General features: G+C 66.9%; 15 protein-coding genes. 10 read left to right on the forward strand and 5 right to left on the reverse strand.

Going from position 1 to position 16388, the window contains the following annotated elements:
* The first annotated feature begins 14 nt into the window (after positions 1-14).
* From purN to EV672_RS05020, 3 genes are all read left to right on the forward strand, one after another.
* Complete coding sequence (purN, locus tag EV672_RS05010; protein WP_133606887.1) at positions 15-647, forward strand: phosphoribosylglycinamide formyltransferase; 633 nt, start codon at positions 15-17, stop codon at positions 645-647.
* A gap of 88 nt (positions 648-735) precedes the next feature.
* The gene (locus EV672_RS05015) at positions 736-1752 is read left to right on the forward strand and encodes a DUF2167 domain-containing protein (protein WP_133606889.1); all 1017 of its coding nucleotides are present in this window, start codon (positions 736-738) and stop codon (positions 1750-1752) included.
* Between the two features lie 6 nt (positions 1753-1758).
* Positions 1759-2490: a site-2 protease family protein gene (locus tag EV672_RS05020; RefSeq protein ID WP_133606891.1), complete on the forward strand. Its 732-nt coding sequence runs from the start codon at positions 1759-1761 to the stop codon at positions 2488-2490.
* Between the two features lie 11 nt (positions 2491-2501).
* On the opposite strand, the gene EV672_RS05025 is transcribed toward EV672_RS05020, so the two are convergent.
* The 3 genes from EV672_RS05025 to EV672_RS05035 all read right to left on the reverse strand — a co-directional run bounded on the left by EV672_RS05025 (position 2502) and on the right by EV672_RS05035 (position 8151).
* Complete coding sequence (locus EV672_RS05025; protein WP_133606893.1) at positions 2502-3857, reverse strand: sensor histidine kinase; 1356 nt, start codon at positions 3855-3857, stop codon at positions 2502-2504.
* Positions 3858-3986: 129 nt separating this feature from the next.
* The gene (locus EV672_RS05030; RefSeq protein ID WP_243738529.1) at positions 3987-4688 is read right to left on the reverse strand and encodes a response regulator transcription factor; all 702 of its coding nucleotides are present in this window, start codon (positions 4686-4688) and stop codon (positions 3987-3989) included.
* A complete protein-coding gene (locus EV672_RS05035; protein ID WP_243738530.1) occupies positions 4672-8151 on the reverse strand; it encodes a hybrid sensor histidine kinase/response regulator in 3480 nt (1159 codons plus the stop codon). Before EV672_RS05035 ends, EV672_RS05030 begins: the two co-directional genes overlap by 17 nt.
* Before the next feature lie 244 nt (positions 8152-8395).
* On the opposite strand from EV672_RS05035, the gene urtA reads away from it, so the two are divergent.
* The 7 genes from urtA (at position 8396) to EV672_RS05070 (ending at position 15114) form a co-directional block, all read left to right on the forward strand.
* Positions 8396-9676, forward strand: a complete 1281-nt coding sequence (gene urtA, locus EV672_RS05040) for an urea ABC transporter substrate-binding protein (RefSeq protein WP_133606897.1) — start codon at positions 8396-8398, stop codon at positions 9674-9676.
* 193 nt (positions 9677-9869) lie between these two features.
* A complete protein-coding gene (gene urtB, locus EV672_RS05045; RefSeq protein WP_133606899.1) occupies positions 9870-10784 on the forward strand; it encodes an urea ABC transporter permease subunit UrtB in 915 nt (304 codons plus the stop codon).
* Positions 10785-10813: 29 nt separating this feature from the next.
* Positions 10814-12013, forward strand: a complete 1200-nt coding sequence (urtC, locus tag EV672_RS05050; protein ID WP_133606901.1) for an urea ABC transporter permease subunit UrtC — start codon at positions 10814-10816, stop codon at positions 12011-12013.
* A 12-nt stretch (positions 12014-12025) separates the two neighbouring features.
* On the forward strand, positions 12026-12781 hold the full coding sequence (gene urtD, locus EV672_RS05055) for an urea ABC transporter ATP-binding protein UrtD (RefSeq protein ID WP_133606902.1): 756 nt from the start codon (positions 12026-12028) through the stop codon (positions 12779-12781).
* A gap of 26 nt (positions 12782-12807) precedes the next feature.
* Positions 12808-13497 carry an urea ABC transporter ATP-binding subunit UrtE gene (urtE, locus tag EV672_RS05060; protein ID WP_133606904.1) on the forward strand — a complete coding sequence of 230 codons (690 nt, stop codon included), beginning with the start codon at positions 12808-12810 and terminating at the stop codon, positions 13495-13497.
* Between the two features lie 12 nt (positions 13498-13509).
* Positions 13510-14739 (forward strand): formamidase, encoded by a 1230-nt coding sequence (gene fmdA, locus EV672_RS05065; RefSeq protein ID WP_133606905.1) that lies wholly within the window; start codon positions 13510-13512, stop codon positions 14737-14739.
* Positions 14740-14760: 21 nt separating this feature from the next.
* Positions 14761-15114, forward strand: coding sequence for an FmdB family zinc ribbon protein (locus EV672_RS05070; protein WP_133606907.1), 354 nt, complete (start codon positions 14761-14763; stop codon positions 15112-15114).
* A gap of 8 nt (positions 15115-15122) precedes the next feature.
* Here EV672_RS05070 and EV672_RS05075 read toward each other — a convergent pair whose 3' ends face one another.
* Together EV672_RS05075 and EV672_RS05080 are read right to left on the reverse strand one after the other, a co-directional pair.
* Positions 15123-15590, reverse strand: a complete 468-nt coding sequence (locus EV672_RS05075) for a M15 family metallopeptidase (protein WP_133606908.1) — start codon at positions 15588-15590, stop codon at positions 15123-15125.
* Between the two features lie 115 nt (positions 15591-15705).
* Positions 15706-16365: a TetR/AcrR family transcriptional regulator gene (locus EV672_RS05080; protein ID WP_133606910.1), complete on the reverse strand. Its 660-nt coding sequence runs from the start codon at positions 16363-16365 to the stop codon at positions 15706-15708.
* Positions 16366-16388: the final 23 nt, after the last annotated feature.

Consider the following 16388-nt stretch of genomic DNA (forward strand, 5'->3'; position numbering starts at 1 on the left):
CACTCTCGGCTCGCATGAAATCCATCGTCATCCTGATCAGCGGACGGGGCTCCAACATGGAGGCCATCGTCCACGCCTGCCAGCAAGAAGGCTGGCCCGCCCGCATCGCGGCCGTCGTGAGCAACAAGGCCTCGGCTGAAGGTCTGCAGTTCGCCGCCGCGCGGGGCATTGCCACGGCCGTGGTGGACCACAAGGCTTTCGACAGCCGCGAGGCCTTCGACGCCGAACTGGCCCGGGTGCTCGATGGCTTTGCGCCCGATGTGGTGGTGCTGGCCGGCTTCATGCGCATCCTCACCGCAGGCTTCGTGCGCCATTTCGAGGGCCGCATGCTCAATGTGCACCCGTCCCTGCTGCCGGCCTTCCCCGGCTTGCACACGCACCAGCGCGCCATCGAGGCCGGCTGCAAGCTGGCCGGCGCCACGGTGCACTTCGTCACGCCCGAGCTGGACCACGGCCCCATCGTGGCCCAGGCCGCCGTGCCCGTGCTGCCCGGTGACACGCCCCAGGCCCTGGCCGAGCGTGTGCTGGCGCAGGAGCACCGCCTCTACCCGCAGGCCGTGCGCTGGTTGGTAGAGGACTGCCTGGCGCTGGACGCCGGTGTGGTGCAGCACCGCGACGGCACGCCTCAGGTGACCTGGGGCGGCTGAAGCTGGGGTGCTAGGCTGTCGCACCCACATCCAAATCAGCAGCGCGGCCCCCGGCCACGGGAAAGCCGCCACCTCAGGGAGCTTCGCCATGACCCACCGCACACAGCGCCGATCACGCCACCCGCGCGCAGGCCTCGCCGCCATCGCTTTGGCCACCGCCGTGGTCATTGCCTTCTTGGGCACCGCCGGCCTGGGCGCCCTGGCGCCGCAACACGCCTGGGCCCAGGCGGCGCCTGCCACACCCGCCACAACGGCCACATCGGCCACCTCCCAACGCGAGGCCGAGGCCGAAGCCGCCCTGCGTGCCGTCAAGGCCAGCCAGATCGCCGGCCCCACCGACATCGCACTGCGCGACCAGGCCACGCTCAAGCTGCCCGCCGGCTACCTGTGGGTGCCCGAGCCCGCCGCCAGCCAGCTGATGCGCGCCATGGGCAACCACCCGGACGAGCGCCTGCTCGGCCTGGTCTTCCCTCAGTCCGATGAACAAGGCTGGATGGCCGTGGCGCGCTACGAACCCTCGGGCCACATCCCCGAAGACGATGCCGAGCACTGGGATATCGATGGGCTCTACAAGGGCCTCCAGGAAGGCACGGAAGCCACCAACGAGGAGCGCCGCCAAAAGGGCTTCGCGGAGCTGGCCATCGGTGACTGGGTGGAAAAGCCCACCTACGACGCCGCCACGCACCGCCTGGTCTGGTCGCTGTCGGTGCGGCACAAGGGCGCGGCGACCGACGCGCCCACCAGCATCAACTACAACACCTACGCGCTGGGCCGCGAGGGCTACGTGACGCTCAACCTCATCACCGACCTGAAGGACATCGCCCAGGACAAGCGCCACGCCCAGGCGCTGCTGTCGGCGCTGAGCTTTGGCGAGGGCAAGCGCTACGCCGACTTCAACGCCTCGACCGACAAGGTCGCCGAGTACGGCCTGGCCGCGCTGGTGGGCGGGCTGGCGGCCAAGAAGATCGGTCTGTTCGCGCTGGCCGCCGGCTTCCTGGCCAAGTTCGCCAAGGTGATCGCCGTGGCGGCCTTTGGCGGCTGGGCCGTTTTCAAGCGCTTTTTCAAGCGCGACAAACCTCAGGGTCCGCAAGGACCGCAGGCCTGAAGCCCCATGCTCAAACTGCTTTTCCTGCTGTTCAGCGGCTTCAAGTTCAGCAAATTGCTGCTGACGGGCGGCAGCATGCTGGTGTCGCTGGTGGTCTATGGCTTCATCTTCGGGTGGCGCTACGCGGCGGGTTTCATCGCGCTGCTGTTCGTGCACGAGATGGGCCACTACATCGCTGCCCGGCAGCGCGGCCTGAACGTGGGCGCGCCCACCTTCATCCCGTTTGTGGGCGCCTGGATCGAGCTCAAGGATCTGCCGCACGACGCCGAGACCGAGGCCTACGTCGGCCTGGGCGGCCCGCTGGTGGGCACGCTGGGCGCGCTGGCCTGCTATTTCGTCGCGCGCGACATGGGCGCGGACGGCCGCTGGCTGCTGGCCGTGTCCTACAGCGGCTTCTTCCTCAACCTCTTCAACCTGATCCCGCTGTCGCCGCTGGACGGTGGCCGCATCACGGCCGTGCTGTCACCGCGGCTGTGGTTGCTGGGCGTACCGGTGCTGCTGGGCCTGTTCTGGCTGAACCCCAGCCCCATGCTGATCTTGATCGCCGTGCTGGCCGCGCCGCAGGTGATGAAGGCCTGGCGCTTCAAGGCCGATGACCCGGCCAACGCAGGCTACTACCGCGCCTCGGCCGAAACGCGCTTGACCTACGCCACCGCTTACCTGGGCCTGCTGGGCTTCCTGGCCGTGATGACGCACGATGTGCACGAGATGCTGGGGGCGGCCACGCGCATGCAGTGAGCCCTTGAGCTTCAATCGACAACCCTGAGCGGCACCTCGAACCAGAAGCAGCTGCCCTGCCCCGGCTGGCTCATGACGCCGATCTGGCCCTGCATGACATCGACCAGGCGCTTGCAGATGGCCAGGCCCAGGCCGGTGCCACCGTACTGGCGGATGGTCTTCTCGCTCACCGGGCTGAACGGCTGGAAGAGCTGACCGACCGCGTCCGGCGCAATGCCGATGCCGGAGTCCTGCACCTCGACGTGCAGCGTGTCTTGCCCCGCAGCGGTTGGCACGGTCGAGCAGCGCACCGTGACCTGGCCTTGGTCGGTGAACTTCAGGGCATTGCCCAGGAAGTTGAGCAGCACCTGCTGGATGCGCAAGGCATCGCCCACCGCCGCCGTCGGTGCCTGGCACTCCACCACGATGGGCAGGCCCTTTTGCTGAGCCACCGAAGACAGCATCTCCACCACCTCGCGCACCACCTGCTGGGGGTCGAAGGGTTTGGCCTCCAGCGTCGCCGGGTTGACCTCCAGGCGCGAGAAATCCAGCATGTCGCTGATGATTTTGTGGATGGTCGCGCCGCAGCGGCTGACCTGCTCCACGTGGCTGAACTGCACCTCGTTGAGCGGCGACTGCCGCAGCAACTGCGTGAAACCGAGCAGGCCGTTGAGCGGGTTGCGCACCTCGTGGCTGATCTGCGCGAACAGGCGGGTGCGGTCAAGGTTGGCCTGCTGCAAGGCCGCCAAGGTGCTTTCCAGCGATGCCGCACGGGCGGCCAGGGCTTCGTTCTGCAAGCCGATGGTGCGCTGCTGGTCGGCGCCGTCGGCCGCATACCGGTCGTGCGCGCGGCGGGCCACGGCGCCAAAGGCCACGCCCAGCGCCAGGAAGCCAACTTGCATCAGCATCACGGGGTTGTCTTGCGCGCGCATCAGCGGCGTCACCCAGCCCATGCTGTCGTTGGCCCAGTGCAGGGCACCGGCCAGCAGGGTCAGCGCCAGCCAGGCCAGGCCATCGTTGGCCCCCACCACCAGCGCCACGAACAAGGGCCACCACACCAACCACCAGACGCAGGTGTCTGCGCCCAAACCCATCCACATCAAGGCCAGGTTGACGCCGCAGAAGTTCAGCAGGATGCCCAGGTGGCTGACCGGGCGGAACCAGCGTTCGGCCAGCGGGCTTTTGACCAGCGGGAAGAGGGCAAACACCAGCGTGGCCGGCCCCGCCAGGGCCAGCGCGATGGCGCCCTGCCCCAGCCAGAGGCCGTACGCCAAGGCAAAGCCGTAGTGCCCGGCGACGGACACGAAGATCAATTCGCTGAAGCGCTGGTAGGGGACGGTCCCGGCAGGCAGGGGGCCCTGCCAGGCTGCCGAGTGCGCTGACGCCATGTACTGCTCCTGTGGCTGTCTCAAAATCTGGGTGTTTCACCCGAACGCGAAGCCTATCGCATCCTGCAGCCACGACCGCTCACCGCCCATCGGGGTTTACGGAAAGAACCCTCTGTTGTGGTGTGCGGATCACGCCTGGATGGCCTGGCTGGCCAGGGCCGCTGCAGCGGCGCGGGTCTCCACCCCCAGCTTCTCGAAGATGTGCTCGAGGTGCTTGTTGACGGTGCGGTGGCTCATGCCCAGGATGTCGGCGATGTCGCGGTTGGTCTTGCCGCGTGCCAGCCAGGTCAGCACCTCGGTCTCGCGCGGCGTGAGGGCCGCGTGGCTGAGCCGCTCGGCCGATGCGGCAGAGGCCGCCGCAGCCGCCACGGAAAACGCCGACGAGGCGTCGCTGGCACGTTGCACGGCCTCACGGGCCTCGCGGGCCGCGCGGGCGTTGCGCACGTGGGTGTTCAGCCGGGCCAGCACCTCTTCGATGCGCAAGGGCTTGACGACGTAGTCCACACCACCGGCGTCGAAGCCCGCCACGATGTCGGCCGTCTCGGACAGCCCGGTCATGAAGATGACGGGCACGGCCTCGCCTTGCGGGTGGGCCTTGATGCGCTGGCAGGTCTCGAAGCCACTGAGCCCCGGCATGACGCCGTCGAGCAAGATGGCATCGGGCACCACGACGTCCAGCCGGTCCAGGGCCTGCAGGCCGTCGCGCGCGACCAGCACGGTGTAGCCCTCCTGGGCCAATGCGTCGCACAGCATGCGCAGGGTGTCGGGTGCGTCGTCCACCACCAGCACGGTGCCCTGGTGGACGGGTTGGCGGTCAGGGGCGTGGTTCATCGGCGATGTCCTCGGTGATGTCATCGGTGATGTCCTCAACAAGATGGGGGGCCAGGCGCGCCACCAGCGCGTCCAGGTCGAAATCGTCCACGAGCTGCGCAAGCTGGTGCCACTGTGCGGCGTGCTCAGGGGCGGCCACCTGCCATTCGCCAAGGGCCTGGCGCAAGGCCTGCACATGGCCCTTGCGCGCGAGGCGGTGGAGCTCCCAGACCGCATCGGCTGGCAGATGGCTTTCAGTGGCGGAGGTGGCAGGGGTGCCGTGCGCGTGGGCGGTGTGGGCCTCGCGCAGGGCGAGGGCCTGTGGTTCGGTCAGCCAGTGAAGGCCGAGGTGCTCGCCCAGGGCGGCCAGCAGTTCGGACTCCCGCACCGGCTTGGCCACGAAGGCCTGGCACTGGGCCGCCGCGAGGTTCTCCGGCCGGTTCTCGAACACATTGGCGGACACCAGGATGATGGGCACCGTGACGAAGCCCACCTCGCGCAGGGTGCGGGCGGTGTGCCAGCCGTCCATGTCGTCCATGCTGATGTCGAGCAGCACGGCGTCGGGACACACTTCGCGCACGCTTTCCAGGGCCTCGTGGCCGCTGGCGGCTTCGCGCACCTGGAAGCCCAGCGGCAGCAGCAGGCCGGCCAGCAACTGGCGTTGCAAGGGCTGGTCGTCCACCACCAGCAGGGTGCGCCGCGTACCGACGTAGCCTGTGACGGGTCGCAGGCCACGGGTGAGGCCCTGGGCCGCCAGCGGTGCGCCTGCAGGTGCCATGGCCGGCGCACTGAGCGGTGCGCTGATCTCGCGCAAATACAAGCGCACGCTGAAGGTGCTGCCCTCGCCCATCACGCTTTGCACGGTCAGCTCACCGCCCATCAGCTCGCTGAGCAGGTGCGTGATGGTCAGGCCCAAGCCCGTGCCCGGTTCGCTGCTGCGCCGTCCGCCGCTGCCGCGCTCGAAGGGCAGGAAGATGCGCTCCATGTCCTGCGGCGCGATGCCGATGCCGGTGTCGATCACCTCGAAGCGCAGCACCTCGCGGCGCGCGTCCAGGCGCAGCGTGATCTGGCCGCGTTCGGTGAAGCGCACCGCGTTGCTGCACAGGTTGAGCAGGATCTGGCGCAGGCGGCGCGCATCGGACTGCACCCAGGCGGGCACGCGGCCGCGGGTCTCCAGGCGGAAGTCCAGGCCCTTGGCCTCGGCCTGCGGCTGCACCATGCGCACGACCTCGTCGAGGAAGTCGTGCAGGGGCAGCGGGGCGGCGTCCAGGCGCAAACGGCCTGCCTCGATGCGGGCCAGGTCGAGCAGGCCATCGATCAGGCCGATGAGGTGTTCGCCGCTGCGCTGGATGGTGGTCAGAGGGCGCCGTCGGGCGCCATCGGCCGGCTCGTCCTTGAGCAGGATCTGGGCATAGCCCATGATGCTGTTGAGCGGCGTGCGCAATTCGTGCGTCATGCCGGCCACGTAGCGCGTCTTGGCCTGGTTGGCGGCCTCGGCCAGCTCCTTGGCCTGCTGCAGGGCGGCGTCGGTGCGGCGGTGAGCGTCGATTTCCTGCTGCAGCAGCTGGTTCTGGCGGTTGGAGTCGTCCTGCGCCATGCGGCGGCTCTCGGAGGCCAGCACGATCCACCAGGCGCACACGGCGGCGGCCAGCAGCAGCAAGGCGTAGGCCTTGACGAAGGGCCCATCGAGCACCGCGGCGGGCTCATGGCCTTCCTGGTAATAGACGGCCCCCAGCACGAAGGCCATCAAGGTCGCCATCGACAGGAAGACGATGAGGTAGTGCCCGACGCGGAAGTTGATGCGCCGCGACAGCCGCGCAGGCAGCACCGAGGTCAGCACGTCAGACACCTGCTCGGCCGCGCGCGAGCGGCTCTTGCAGCGGTCGTGGCAGCGCGACTCCAGCGTGCAGCACAGCGAGCAAATCGGCGCCTCGTAGGCCGGGCAGGTGGCCATGTCTTCGGACTCGAAGCTGTTGTCGCAGACCGAGCAGCGCACCATCTGCCCGGGCGCCCAGTGCGAGTGCGGCTGGCGCGCCAGGTAGTAGCGCCCGCCCGTGGCCCAGGCCAGCAGGGGCGACGCCGTCAGCGCCAGCCCCAGGGCGATGAAGGGCGCCCACGGCACCCAGGCCTCGCCGAACACGCCAGCGTGGACCATCACGGCCACCACCGCGGCCAGCAGCGTGGCGCCCAGGCCCACGGGGTTGAGGTCGTGCAGGTGCGCGCGCTTGAACTCGATGCCCTTGGGCGACCAGCCCAGCGGCTTGTTGATGGCCAGGTCGGCCACCAGCGCCCCCACCCAGGCGATGGCCACGTTGCTGTAGAGGCCCAGCACGTGCTCCAGCGCGCCGAACACGCCCAGCGTCATCAGCAGCACGGCGATCAGCACGTTGAACACCAGCCACACCACCCGCCCCGGGTGGCTGTGCGTGAGGCGCGCGAAGAAATTGGACCAGGCCAGCGAGCCGGCGTAGGCATTGGTCACGTTGATCTTCACCTGGGACAGCACGACGAACAGCACCGTCACGCCCAGCGCCCAGCCGTGGGACGAAAACACCTCGCTGAAGCCGGCCAGGTACATCTGCGTGGGCTCCATGGCGCGGTCCACCGGCACCTCGCGCTGCAGGGCCAGGAAGGCCAGGAAGGCGCCGGCCAGCATCTTCAGCATGCCGGGCACCACCCAGCCGGGCCCGGCCACCAGCACCGCCGTCCACCAGCGCACGCGGTTGGCATGGGTTTTCTCGGGCAGGAAGCGCAGGAAGTCCACCTGCTCGCCCACCTGCAGGATGAGCGAGAACGCCACCGTGGCCGCCATGCCGAAGGCCGCCCACGAGAAGCTGCTGTCCCCCGACATGCGCCCGGCCAGCGAGGTGAATTCCACATAGGCCTGTGGCTTGTGCCACCACACCGCCACGAAAGGCGCCAGCCACAGCAGCAACCACAGCGGTTGCGTCCACATCTGCAGGCGCGAGATCAGCGTGATGCCGTGCGTGGCCAACGGGATGACGAGCAGGGACGACACCACGTAGCACAGCGGCATCGACCAGCCGAACAGCATCTGCAGGGCCAGCGCCATGATGGCCGCCTCCACCGCGAAGAAGATGAAGGTGAAGCTGGCGTAGATCAGCGAGGTCAGCGTGGAGCCCAGGTAGCCAAAGCCCGCCCCACGGGTGAGCAGGTCCATGTCCACGCCATGGCGAGCCGCGTAGATGCTGATGGGCAGGCTGGTCAGGAAGGTGATGAGGCCCACGACCAGGATGGCCCACAGCGCATTGCCGAAACCCTGGTTGAGTGCGATGGCGCCGCCAATGGCCTCCAGCGCCAGGAAGGACAGCGCCCCGAAGGCCGTGTTGGCCACGCGCATCTCGCTCCATTTGCGGAAGGAGCGCGGCGTGTAGCGCAGGGCGTAGTCCTCCAGGGTCTCGTTGGCCACCCAGGCGTTGTACTCGCGGCGGATGTGGAAGATTTTCTGCCGGGCAACGGGCACGGGCGGGCTCCAGGACACACAGGCCCCTGAAGAGCGCAAGAAGCGGTCCAGCCTCAAGCGCATGCGCCCTGCGCACAACGCCTACGTCAATTGACGTATTCATGGAATACCCGGGGCTCCGTACTGTGTGAGCCAAGGCCGCGTCACCCGGTGCAGGCAGCGTCAAACGGCATGCACCAAGACAAGGCAGACCACGCCCTGAAATCTTCCGTCGATCCCCACTGTTGTGCAAGGAGTCCTGTCCATGTCGAACCACTCTGACGATCTGTCCAAAAACCGCCGCCGCCTGCTGCAAGGCATGGGCGCCCTCCCCCTCGCCGGCATGGCGGGTGTGGCGGGCCTGGGCAGCCTGCCCGGCCTGAGCCGCGCCGCCGCACCGGCCACCTCGGCCATCAACACCACCAAGCTGGCCGTGACCGACACGGAAGTGATCGTGGGCCAGCTGCACTCGGCCACCGGCACCATGGCCATCTCGGAGACCGGCTCCATCCAGGCCGAACAGCTCGCCATCGACCAGATCAACGCCATGGGCGGCGTGCTGGGCCGCAAGATCAAGGTCATCAAGGAAGACGGCGCCTCCGACTGGCCGACCTTCGCCGAGAAGTCCAAGAAGCTGCTGGTCAACGACAAAGTCGCCTGCGTCTTCGGCTGCTGGACGTCTGCTTCGCGCAAGGCCGTGCTGCCCATCTTCGAGAAAGAAAACGGCCTGCTGTACTACCCGACCTTCTACGAAGGCCTGGAGCAGTCCAAGAACGTGATCTACACCGGCCAGGAAGCCACGCAACAGATCATCTACAGCCTGGACTGGGGCTCGAAAGAGAAGAAGGCCAAGACCTTCTTCCTGGTCGGCTCCGACTACATCTGGCCGCGCACCTCGATGAAGATCGCGCGCAAGCACATCGAGTCGGTGGGCAAGCTGGGTTCCGTCGTCGGTGAGGAGTACTACCCGCTGGGCCACACCAACTTCAACTCCCTGATCAACAAGATCAAGGTGGCCAAGCCCGACTGCATCTTCGCCGCCGTGGTCGGTGGCTCCAACGTGGCCTTCTACAAGCAGCTCAAGGCCGCTGGCATCACGGGTGCCAAGCAGTTCCTGCTGACCCTGTCGGTGACCGAGGACGAAATGCTGGGTGTGGGCGGCGAGAACTTCGCTGGCTTCTACAGCTCGATGAAGTACTTCCAGTCGCTGGACAACGCCAACAACAAGGCCTTCGTGGCCGCCTTCCGCAAGGCCTATGGCCCCAAGGCCGTGATCGGTGACGTGACCCAGGCCGGCTACCTCGGCCCCTGGTTGTGGAAGGCCGCGGTCGAGAAGGCCGGCAGCTTCGATGTGGACAAGGTCGTGGCGGCCTCGCCCGGCATCGAGCTGAAGACGGCGCCGGAAGGTTACGTGAAGCTGCACGCCAACCACCACCTGTGGAGCAAGTCGCGCATCGCCCAAGGCCAGACCGACGGCACCTTCAAGGTGGTGTCCGAGTCGCCCGAGCTGATCGAGCCGAACCCCTTCCCCAAGGGCTATCAATAACCCCCCTGCGGCCTGCGGCCGCCCCCCAGGGGGCCACACCAGCAGCCCGGCAAAGCCGGTTCTGCGGTGTGCGCTGGGTCGAACGTTTTGAGCGTGCGGCTGGCGGGAACCAGCCGCCTTCCTGCAGCGGCCCGACCTTCGCACGGCCGGGCCGCGCAGGCTTTTTCGAGATGCCGGACCAACGAGGTGGACGATGACATTCACAGACATGCTCAACATCGGGCTCATGCAAGGCTTCGCCGGGCTGAGCCTGTTTTCCGTGCTGCTGCTCATGGGCCTGGGCCTGGCGGTGATCTTCGGCCAGATGGGCGTGATCAACATGGCCCACGGTGAGTTCATGACGATCGGCGCCTACACCATCTACCTGGGCTCGACGCTGACCGAGAAGTACGCGCCCGGTCTGGTGCAGATGTACTTCCCCGTGGCCATCGTCGCGGCCTTCTTCATCGCCTTCGCGGCCGGCTGGCTGACCGAGTGGGCGCTGATCCGCCACCTCTACAAACGCCCGCTGGACACCTTGCTGGCCACCTGGGGCCTGAGCCTGGGCCTGCAGCAGGTGTTCCGCTCCACCTTCGGTCCCAAGGAAGTCAGCCCCACCCTGCCCGACTGGCTGATGGGCTCGTGGGCACCGGCCGAAGGCCTGGACATCCCCATCAACGGCCTGTTCGTGATGGGCCTGACCGCCGTGGTCACCGCCTTCCTGCTGCTGGCCCTCTACAAGGCACGCTGGGGCCTGCGGGTGCGCGCCACGGTGAGCAACCGCGTGATGGCCAACGCCATCGGCATCAACACCAAGCAGACCGACCGGCTGACGTTTGCCATCGGCTGCGGCATCGCCGGTGTGGCGGGTGCGGCCTTCACCACGATCGGTTCCACCGGCCCGACCAGTGGCTCGCTCTACATCGTGGACAGCTTCCTGGTCGTGACCTTCGGCGGCGCCGGCAGCTTGCTGGGCACCGTGGCCTCGGCCTTCGGCATCGCGCAGACGCAGTCCATCTCCGAGTTCTTCATGAGCGGCTCCAACGCCAAGGTGCTGACGCTGATGACCGTCATCACGATCCTGATGCTGCGCCCGCAAGGCCTGTTCGCCTCCAAGGTGCGCCGCTGACGCCTTCCCGGAACCCTAGGAGCAATCGCATGACAAAAATCCAAGACTGGCTCAAACAGCAACAGCTCGGCAGCTTCCTGCTGCTGGCCGTGGTGCTGCTGGTGGTGTTCCCGCTCGGGCTGGACACCTTCCGACTCAACCTCGTGGGCAAGTACCTGACCTATGCCTTCGTGGCGCTCGGCCTGGTGATGCTGTGGGGCCATGCCGGCATCCTCAGCCTCGGCCAAGGCGTGTTCTTCGGCCTGGGCGGCTACATGATGGCCATGTTCCTCAAGCTGGAAGCGTCTGACCCCATCAGCACCAAGATCCAGTCCACGCCGGGCATCCCCGACTTCATGGACTGGAACCAGCTCACCGAGTTGCCGATGTGGTGGGTGCCCTTCAAGAGCCTGCCGTTTGCCATCGCGGCCGTGGTCATCGTGCCCATGCTGCTGGCCTTCATCGTGAGCTTCGCGATGTTCAAGCGGCGTGTGGGCGGCGTGTACTTCGCCATCATCACGCAGGCCGTGGCCCTGGTGCTGACGGTGCTGATCATCGGCCAGCAGGGCTACACCGGCGGTGTCAACGGCATCACCGACCTGAAGACGATGCTGGGCTGGGACATCCGCACCGACGAGCACCGCCTGGTTCTGTACTACGTGTGCTGTGCGCTGCTGCTGGGCTCGGTGCTCCTGTGCCTCTGGGTGCAGAAGTCCAAGCTGGGCACCCTGCTGCTGGCCATGCGCGACAAGGAAGACCGCGTGCGCTTCTCGGGCTATGACGTCGCCATGTTCAAGGTCTTCGCCTTCTGCCTGGCGGCGGGCCTGTCGGCCATCGGTGGTGCCATGTTCACGCTGCAGGTGGGCTTCATGTCGCCGTCCTTCGTGGGCATCGTGCCCTCCATCGAGATGGTGATCTTCGCCGCGGTCGGTGGCCGCATGAGCCTGGTGGGCGCCATCTACGGCGCGCTGCTGGTGAACTTCGGCAAGACCTACTTTTCCGAGTCCGCACCCGACCTGTGGCTGTTCCTGATGGCCGCGCTGTTCATCGGCGTGACCATGGCCTTCCCTGACGGCCTGGCCGGTTTGTGGGAGCAAAAGATCAAGCCCTGGTGGGCGCAACGCCAGGCCGACCGGAAGGCCCAGGCCGAGCGCATCCAGGCGGCCCACGCCATCTACCCGGCCGTGCTGCCTCCCGCACAAGGCCATGGCAACCAGATGCCTGGCGACATCAGCGGTCAACAAGCCTGACAGGAGACCTCCATGAACGCCACCGCCACCAGCAAAGAGTTCGTTCTCTATGTCGAAGACCTCACCGTGTCCTTCGACGGCTTCAAGGCCATCGACAGCCTCAACCTCTACGTGGACAAGAACGAGCTGCGCGTGATCATCGGCCCCAACGGCGCCGGCAAGACCACCCTGCTCGACCTCATCTGCGGCAAGACCAAGGCCTCCGCCGGCAGCATCCAGTTCAAGGACCAGGAGCTGACCAAGAAGTCCGAGCACGCCATCGTGCGCTCGGGCGTGGGCCGCAAGTTCCAGACGCCGTCCATCTACGAAAACCTCAGCGTCTTCCAGAACCTGGAGGTGTCCTATCCAGAGGGCCGCTCGGTCTTCGGCGCCCTGGCCTTCAAGTGCACCGACGAGGTCAAGGCCCGCGTGCAGGTCGTGGCCGAAGAGATCGGCCTGGCCGACAAGCTCGGCACCGAAGCCGGCCTGCTCAGCCACGGCCAGAAGCAGTGGTTGGAGATCGGCATGCTGCTGATGCAGGACCCCGAGCTGCTGATGCTCGACGAGCCGATCGCCGGCATGAGCGCCCGGGAGCGCGAGCTCACCGCCGACCTGCTCAAGCGCATCTGCAAGAACCGCTCGATGATCGTGATCGAACACGACATGGCCTTCGTCGCCCAGATCGCGTCGAAGGTGACGGTGATGCACCAGGGAAAGATCCTCGCCGAAGGGACCATGGACCAGGTCCAGAGCGACCCCAAGGTCATCGACGTTTACCTGGGCCATTGAGCCCGGTCACCGCAAAGGACACCACCATGTTGCAAGTCAAGGACCTGTACGTCAGCTACGGCCAGAGCGAGGCGCTGCACGGCATCTCGTTCGAGGCCCACCAGAACGAAACCGTGGCCATCATGGGCCGCAACGGCATGGGCAAGACCACGCTGTTCAAAAGCCTCATGGGCGTGCTGCCCACCAAGTCCGGTGACATCCACGTGGCCGGCAGCAGCGTCGTGAAGGACGAGAGCTACCGCCGCGTCGCCAAAGGCATCGCCTACGTGCCCCAGGGCCGGATGATCTTCCCCACGCTGACGGTGGAAGAGAACATCCAGACTGGCCTGGAAAACAGCAAGACCAAGAAGATCCCGGACGACATCTACGCGCTCTTCCCCGTGCTCTTCGACATGAAGCACCGCAAGGGCGGCAACCTCTCGGGCGGCCAGCAGCAACAGCTCGCCATCGCGCGGGCCCTGGTCACCGACCCCAAGGTGCTGCTGCTCGACGAGCCCACCGAGGGCATCCAGCCGTCCATCATCAAAGACATCGCCAAGGCGCTCAACGAGATCCGCAAGCTGCGCGAGATCACCATCGTCGTGAGCGAGCAGGTGCTGAGCTTCGCGATGGACGTGGCCGACCGCCTCTTCGTGATCGAGGGCGGACGGCTGGTGCACGAGACCACCCGCGCCGACACCGATGCCGAGCGCATCAAAGCCTACCTGTCTGTTTAAAGGAGCAATGCCATGGCCGACACCCTGATCAAAGTGGACCTGACCCAATCGCCCACCCTCAACGAGAACATCCACAACCGCTGGCACCCGGACATCCCGATGGCCTGCTGGGTCAACCCCGGTGACGAGTTCATCCTGGAAACGTTCGACTGGACCGGCGGTTTCATCCAGAACAACGATTCGGCCGATGACGTCCGCGACATCGACCTGAGCACCGTGCACTACCTCAGCGGCCCCGTGGGCGTGAAGGGCGCCGAGCCGGGCGACCTGCTGGTGGTGGACCTGCTGGACATCGGCGCCAAGCAAGACAGCCTGTGGGGCTTCAACGGCTTCTTCAGCAAGAAGAACGGTGGCGGCTTCCTGACCGAACACTACCCGCTGGCGCAGAAGTCCATCTGGGACATCCACGGCATGTTCACCAAGAGCCGCCACGTGCCCGGCGTGAGCTACGCCGGCCTGATCCACCCCGGCCTGATCGGCTGCCTGCCCGACCACAAGATGCTGGAGATGTGGAACACGCGCGAGCAAGAGCTGATCGACTCCGACCCGAGCAACACCGGCCTGGCCAACCCACCCTTTGCCGCCACCGCCCACATGGGCCGCCTCACCGGCGAAGCCAAAGACAAGGCCGCCGCCACCGCGGCACGCACTGTGCCCCCGCGCGAACACGGCGGCAACTGCGACATCAAGGACCTGTCGCGCGGCTCCAAGGTGTTCTTCCCCGTGTACGTGGATGGCGCTGGACTGAGCGTGGGCGACCTGCACTTCAGCCAGGGCGACGGCGAAATCACCTTCTGCGGCGCCATCGAGATGGCCGGCTGGGTGCACATGAAGGTCACGCTCATCAAGGGCGGCATGGCCAAGTACGGCATCAAGAACCCGATCTTCAAGCCCAGCCCGATCAAGCCGGTTTACAACGACTACCTGATCTTCGAAGGCATCTCGGTGGACGAGCAAGGCAAGCAGCTCTACCTGGACGTGAACGTGGCCTACCGCCAGGCCTGCCTCAACGCCATCGAGTACCTCAAGAAGTTCGGCTACAGCGGCGCCCAGGCTTACTCCATCCTGGGGACGGCACCGGTGCAAGGTCACATCAGCGGCGTGGTGGACGTGCCTAACGCCTGCGCCACCTTGTGGCTGCCCACGGAGATCTTCGAGTTCGACATCAACCCGACGGCGGCAGGCCCGACGAAGTTCCTCGACGGCAGCGTCCAGATGCCGATTTCTCCGGACGTGAAGTAAGCAAAAGCGGGAGCCCCCAGCATGCCGACCTACGACTATGCATGTCCGGACTGCGGGGGCTTCGACGCCTTGCGCAGCCTCTCCGCCCGCAACGACCCGGCCGCCTGCCCCGACTGCGGCATCGCCTCCCCGCGGGTGTTCGTGAGCGCACCGCGCCTGGCCTGCGTGAGCAGCGAGACGCGCTTCGCCATGGACACCAACGAGCGCGCCCGGCACGAGCCGCGCACCTCCAAGAGCGTCGATGGCAGCTACGGCCGCCTCAAGCACCCCTCGGGATGCGGTTGTTGCTCAAGCGCCAAAAAGGCGAGCACGGTGCGCACGCCCGATGGCTCGAAAACCTTCCCCAGCAAGCGCCCCTGGATGATCAGCCACTGACGCACCCTTCAAGGGTAGCGGGCCTTGGGCAGCTCGAAGTGCGGCCCGTCGATGAAGGCGCGCAAGCCGGCGGCCTTGCGGCGGGCCACGTACTGCGCCACCAGGTCCTCGGGGGATTCGCTGCTGGTCGTGAAGTCCACGTCCCAGGCGCCACCCCAGCGGATGGGCGTGCCCAGCTCCTGGGCGGCCATGCGCACCGCGTCGGCGATCATGTAGATCGGGTCCCACTCCCAGCGCAGCTTGCCGTTGATGTAGGGCACCAGGTCCACCGCGTGGCCGGTGATGTGGCGGGAGTCCAGCGTTTGCGACGCCCCCGAGGCCACCAGCTTCTTTTGCTCGGCCAGGGTGCGGATGCCGTCATGCACGGAAAAATCCTGCACCGTGAGCTCGATGGCGCGCTGCACCACGGCCACCAGATCGGGGTGAACGCCCTGCAGCTCCTTCTTCGACGCCGGGCCCAGTTTGTACTTGCTCATCGTGCTTCCTCAAGGTGTGCTGTGTCGTTGCGGTGCAGCCACCTGGCCACACCTGAGCGCACTGTGCAGGAGGCGCGCACGCACGGCCATCCCTAAGCGACCACCTCCGCCGCGCTCAGGCCGCCTCTTGGCGCAAGCCGTCGATCACGCCGCGGAACACCCGCGAGGTGGCGGCCACCATCGTGGCCCGGTCTTCGCGGTAGCCCCCCAGCAGCCAGTGGGTCACCGGCTGGCTGACCGCGCCGATCAGGGCGATGCCCAACATGCGCGATTCGGCCTCATCGACATCGACCGCATCGAAACGCTGCCTGGCGAAGGCCACGACCAGGGCCGCAAAACGCTCGATGGTGCGGGTGTACACCCCGTCCACCCGCGCGCTCACGCCCAGCACCTCCAACCAGCAGACCCGGGCCACGCGGGGCTCGGAGGCCATCTCGAACAAGGCGTTCAGGGCGACCTCGATCGGCGCCGTGGGGTCCTGTTGCGCGGCCTCGCCCATCAGCGCGACCAGCACCACGTGCTGCAGGTGGTCGAACTCGCGCTCATAGACGGCCACCAGCAAATCCTCGGTGGACGCGAAGGATTCGTAAAAGTAGCGGTCGGTCAGGCCGGCCTGCCTGCACAACTGGCGCACCGTGGCCGTGCGGTAGCCCGAGGTGCCAAACACTTCCAGGCCGGCGTCCAGGAACTGCTGGCGCCGCCGGGCGGTGCGTTCGCTCAGGCTTTCGCCTGCGTAGGTGCGGCCGACACCCAGGTCGGGGGAGGATCGGGTCATCCCCCTATTTGACGACAATCATC

The organism is Aquabacterium commune (assembly GCF_004362855.1).
GTDB lineage: Bacteria > Pseudomonadota > Gammaproteobacteria > Burkholderiales > Burkholderiaceae_C > Aquabacterium > Aquabacterium commune.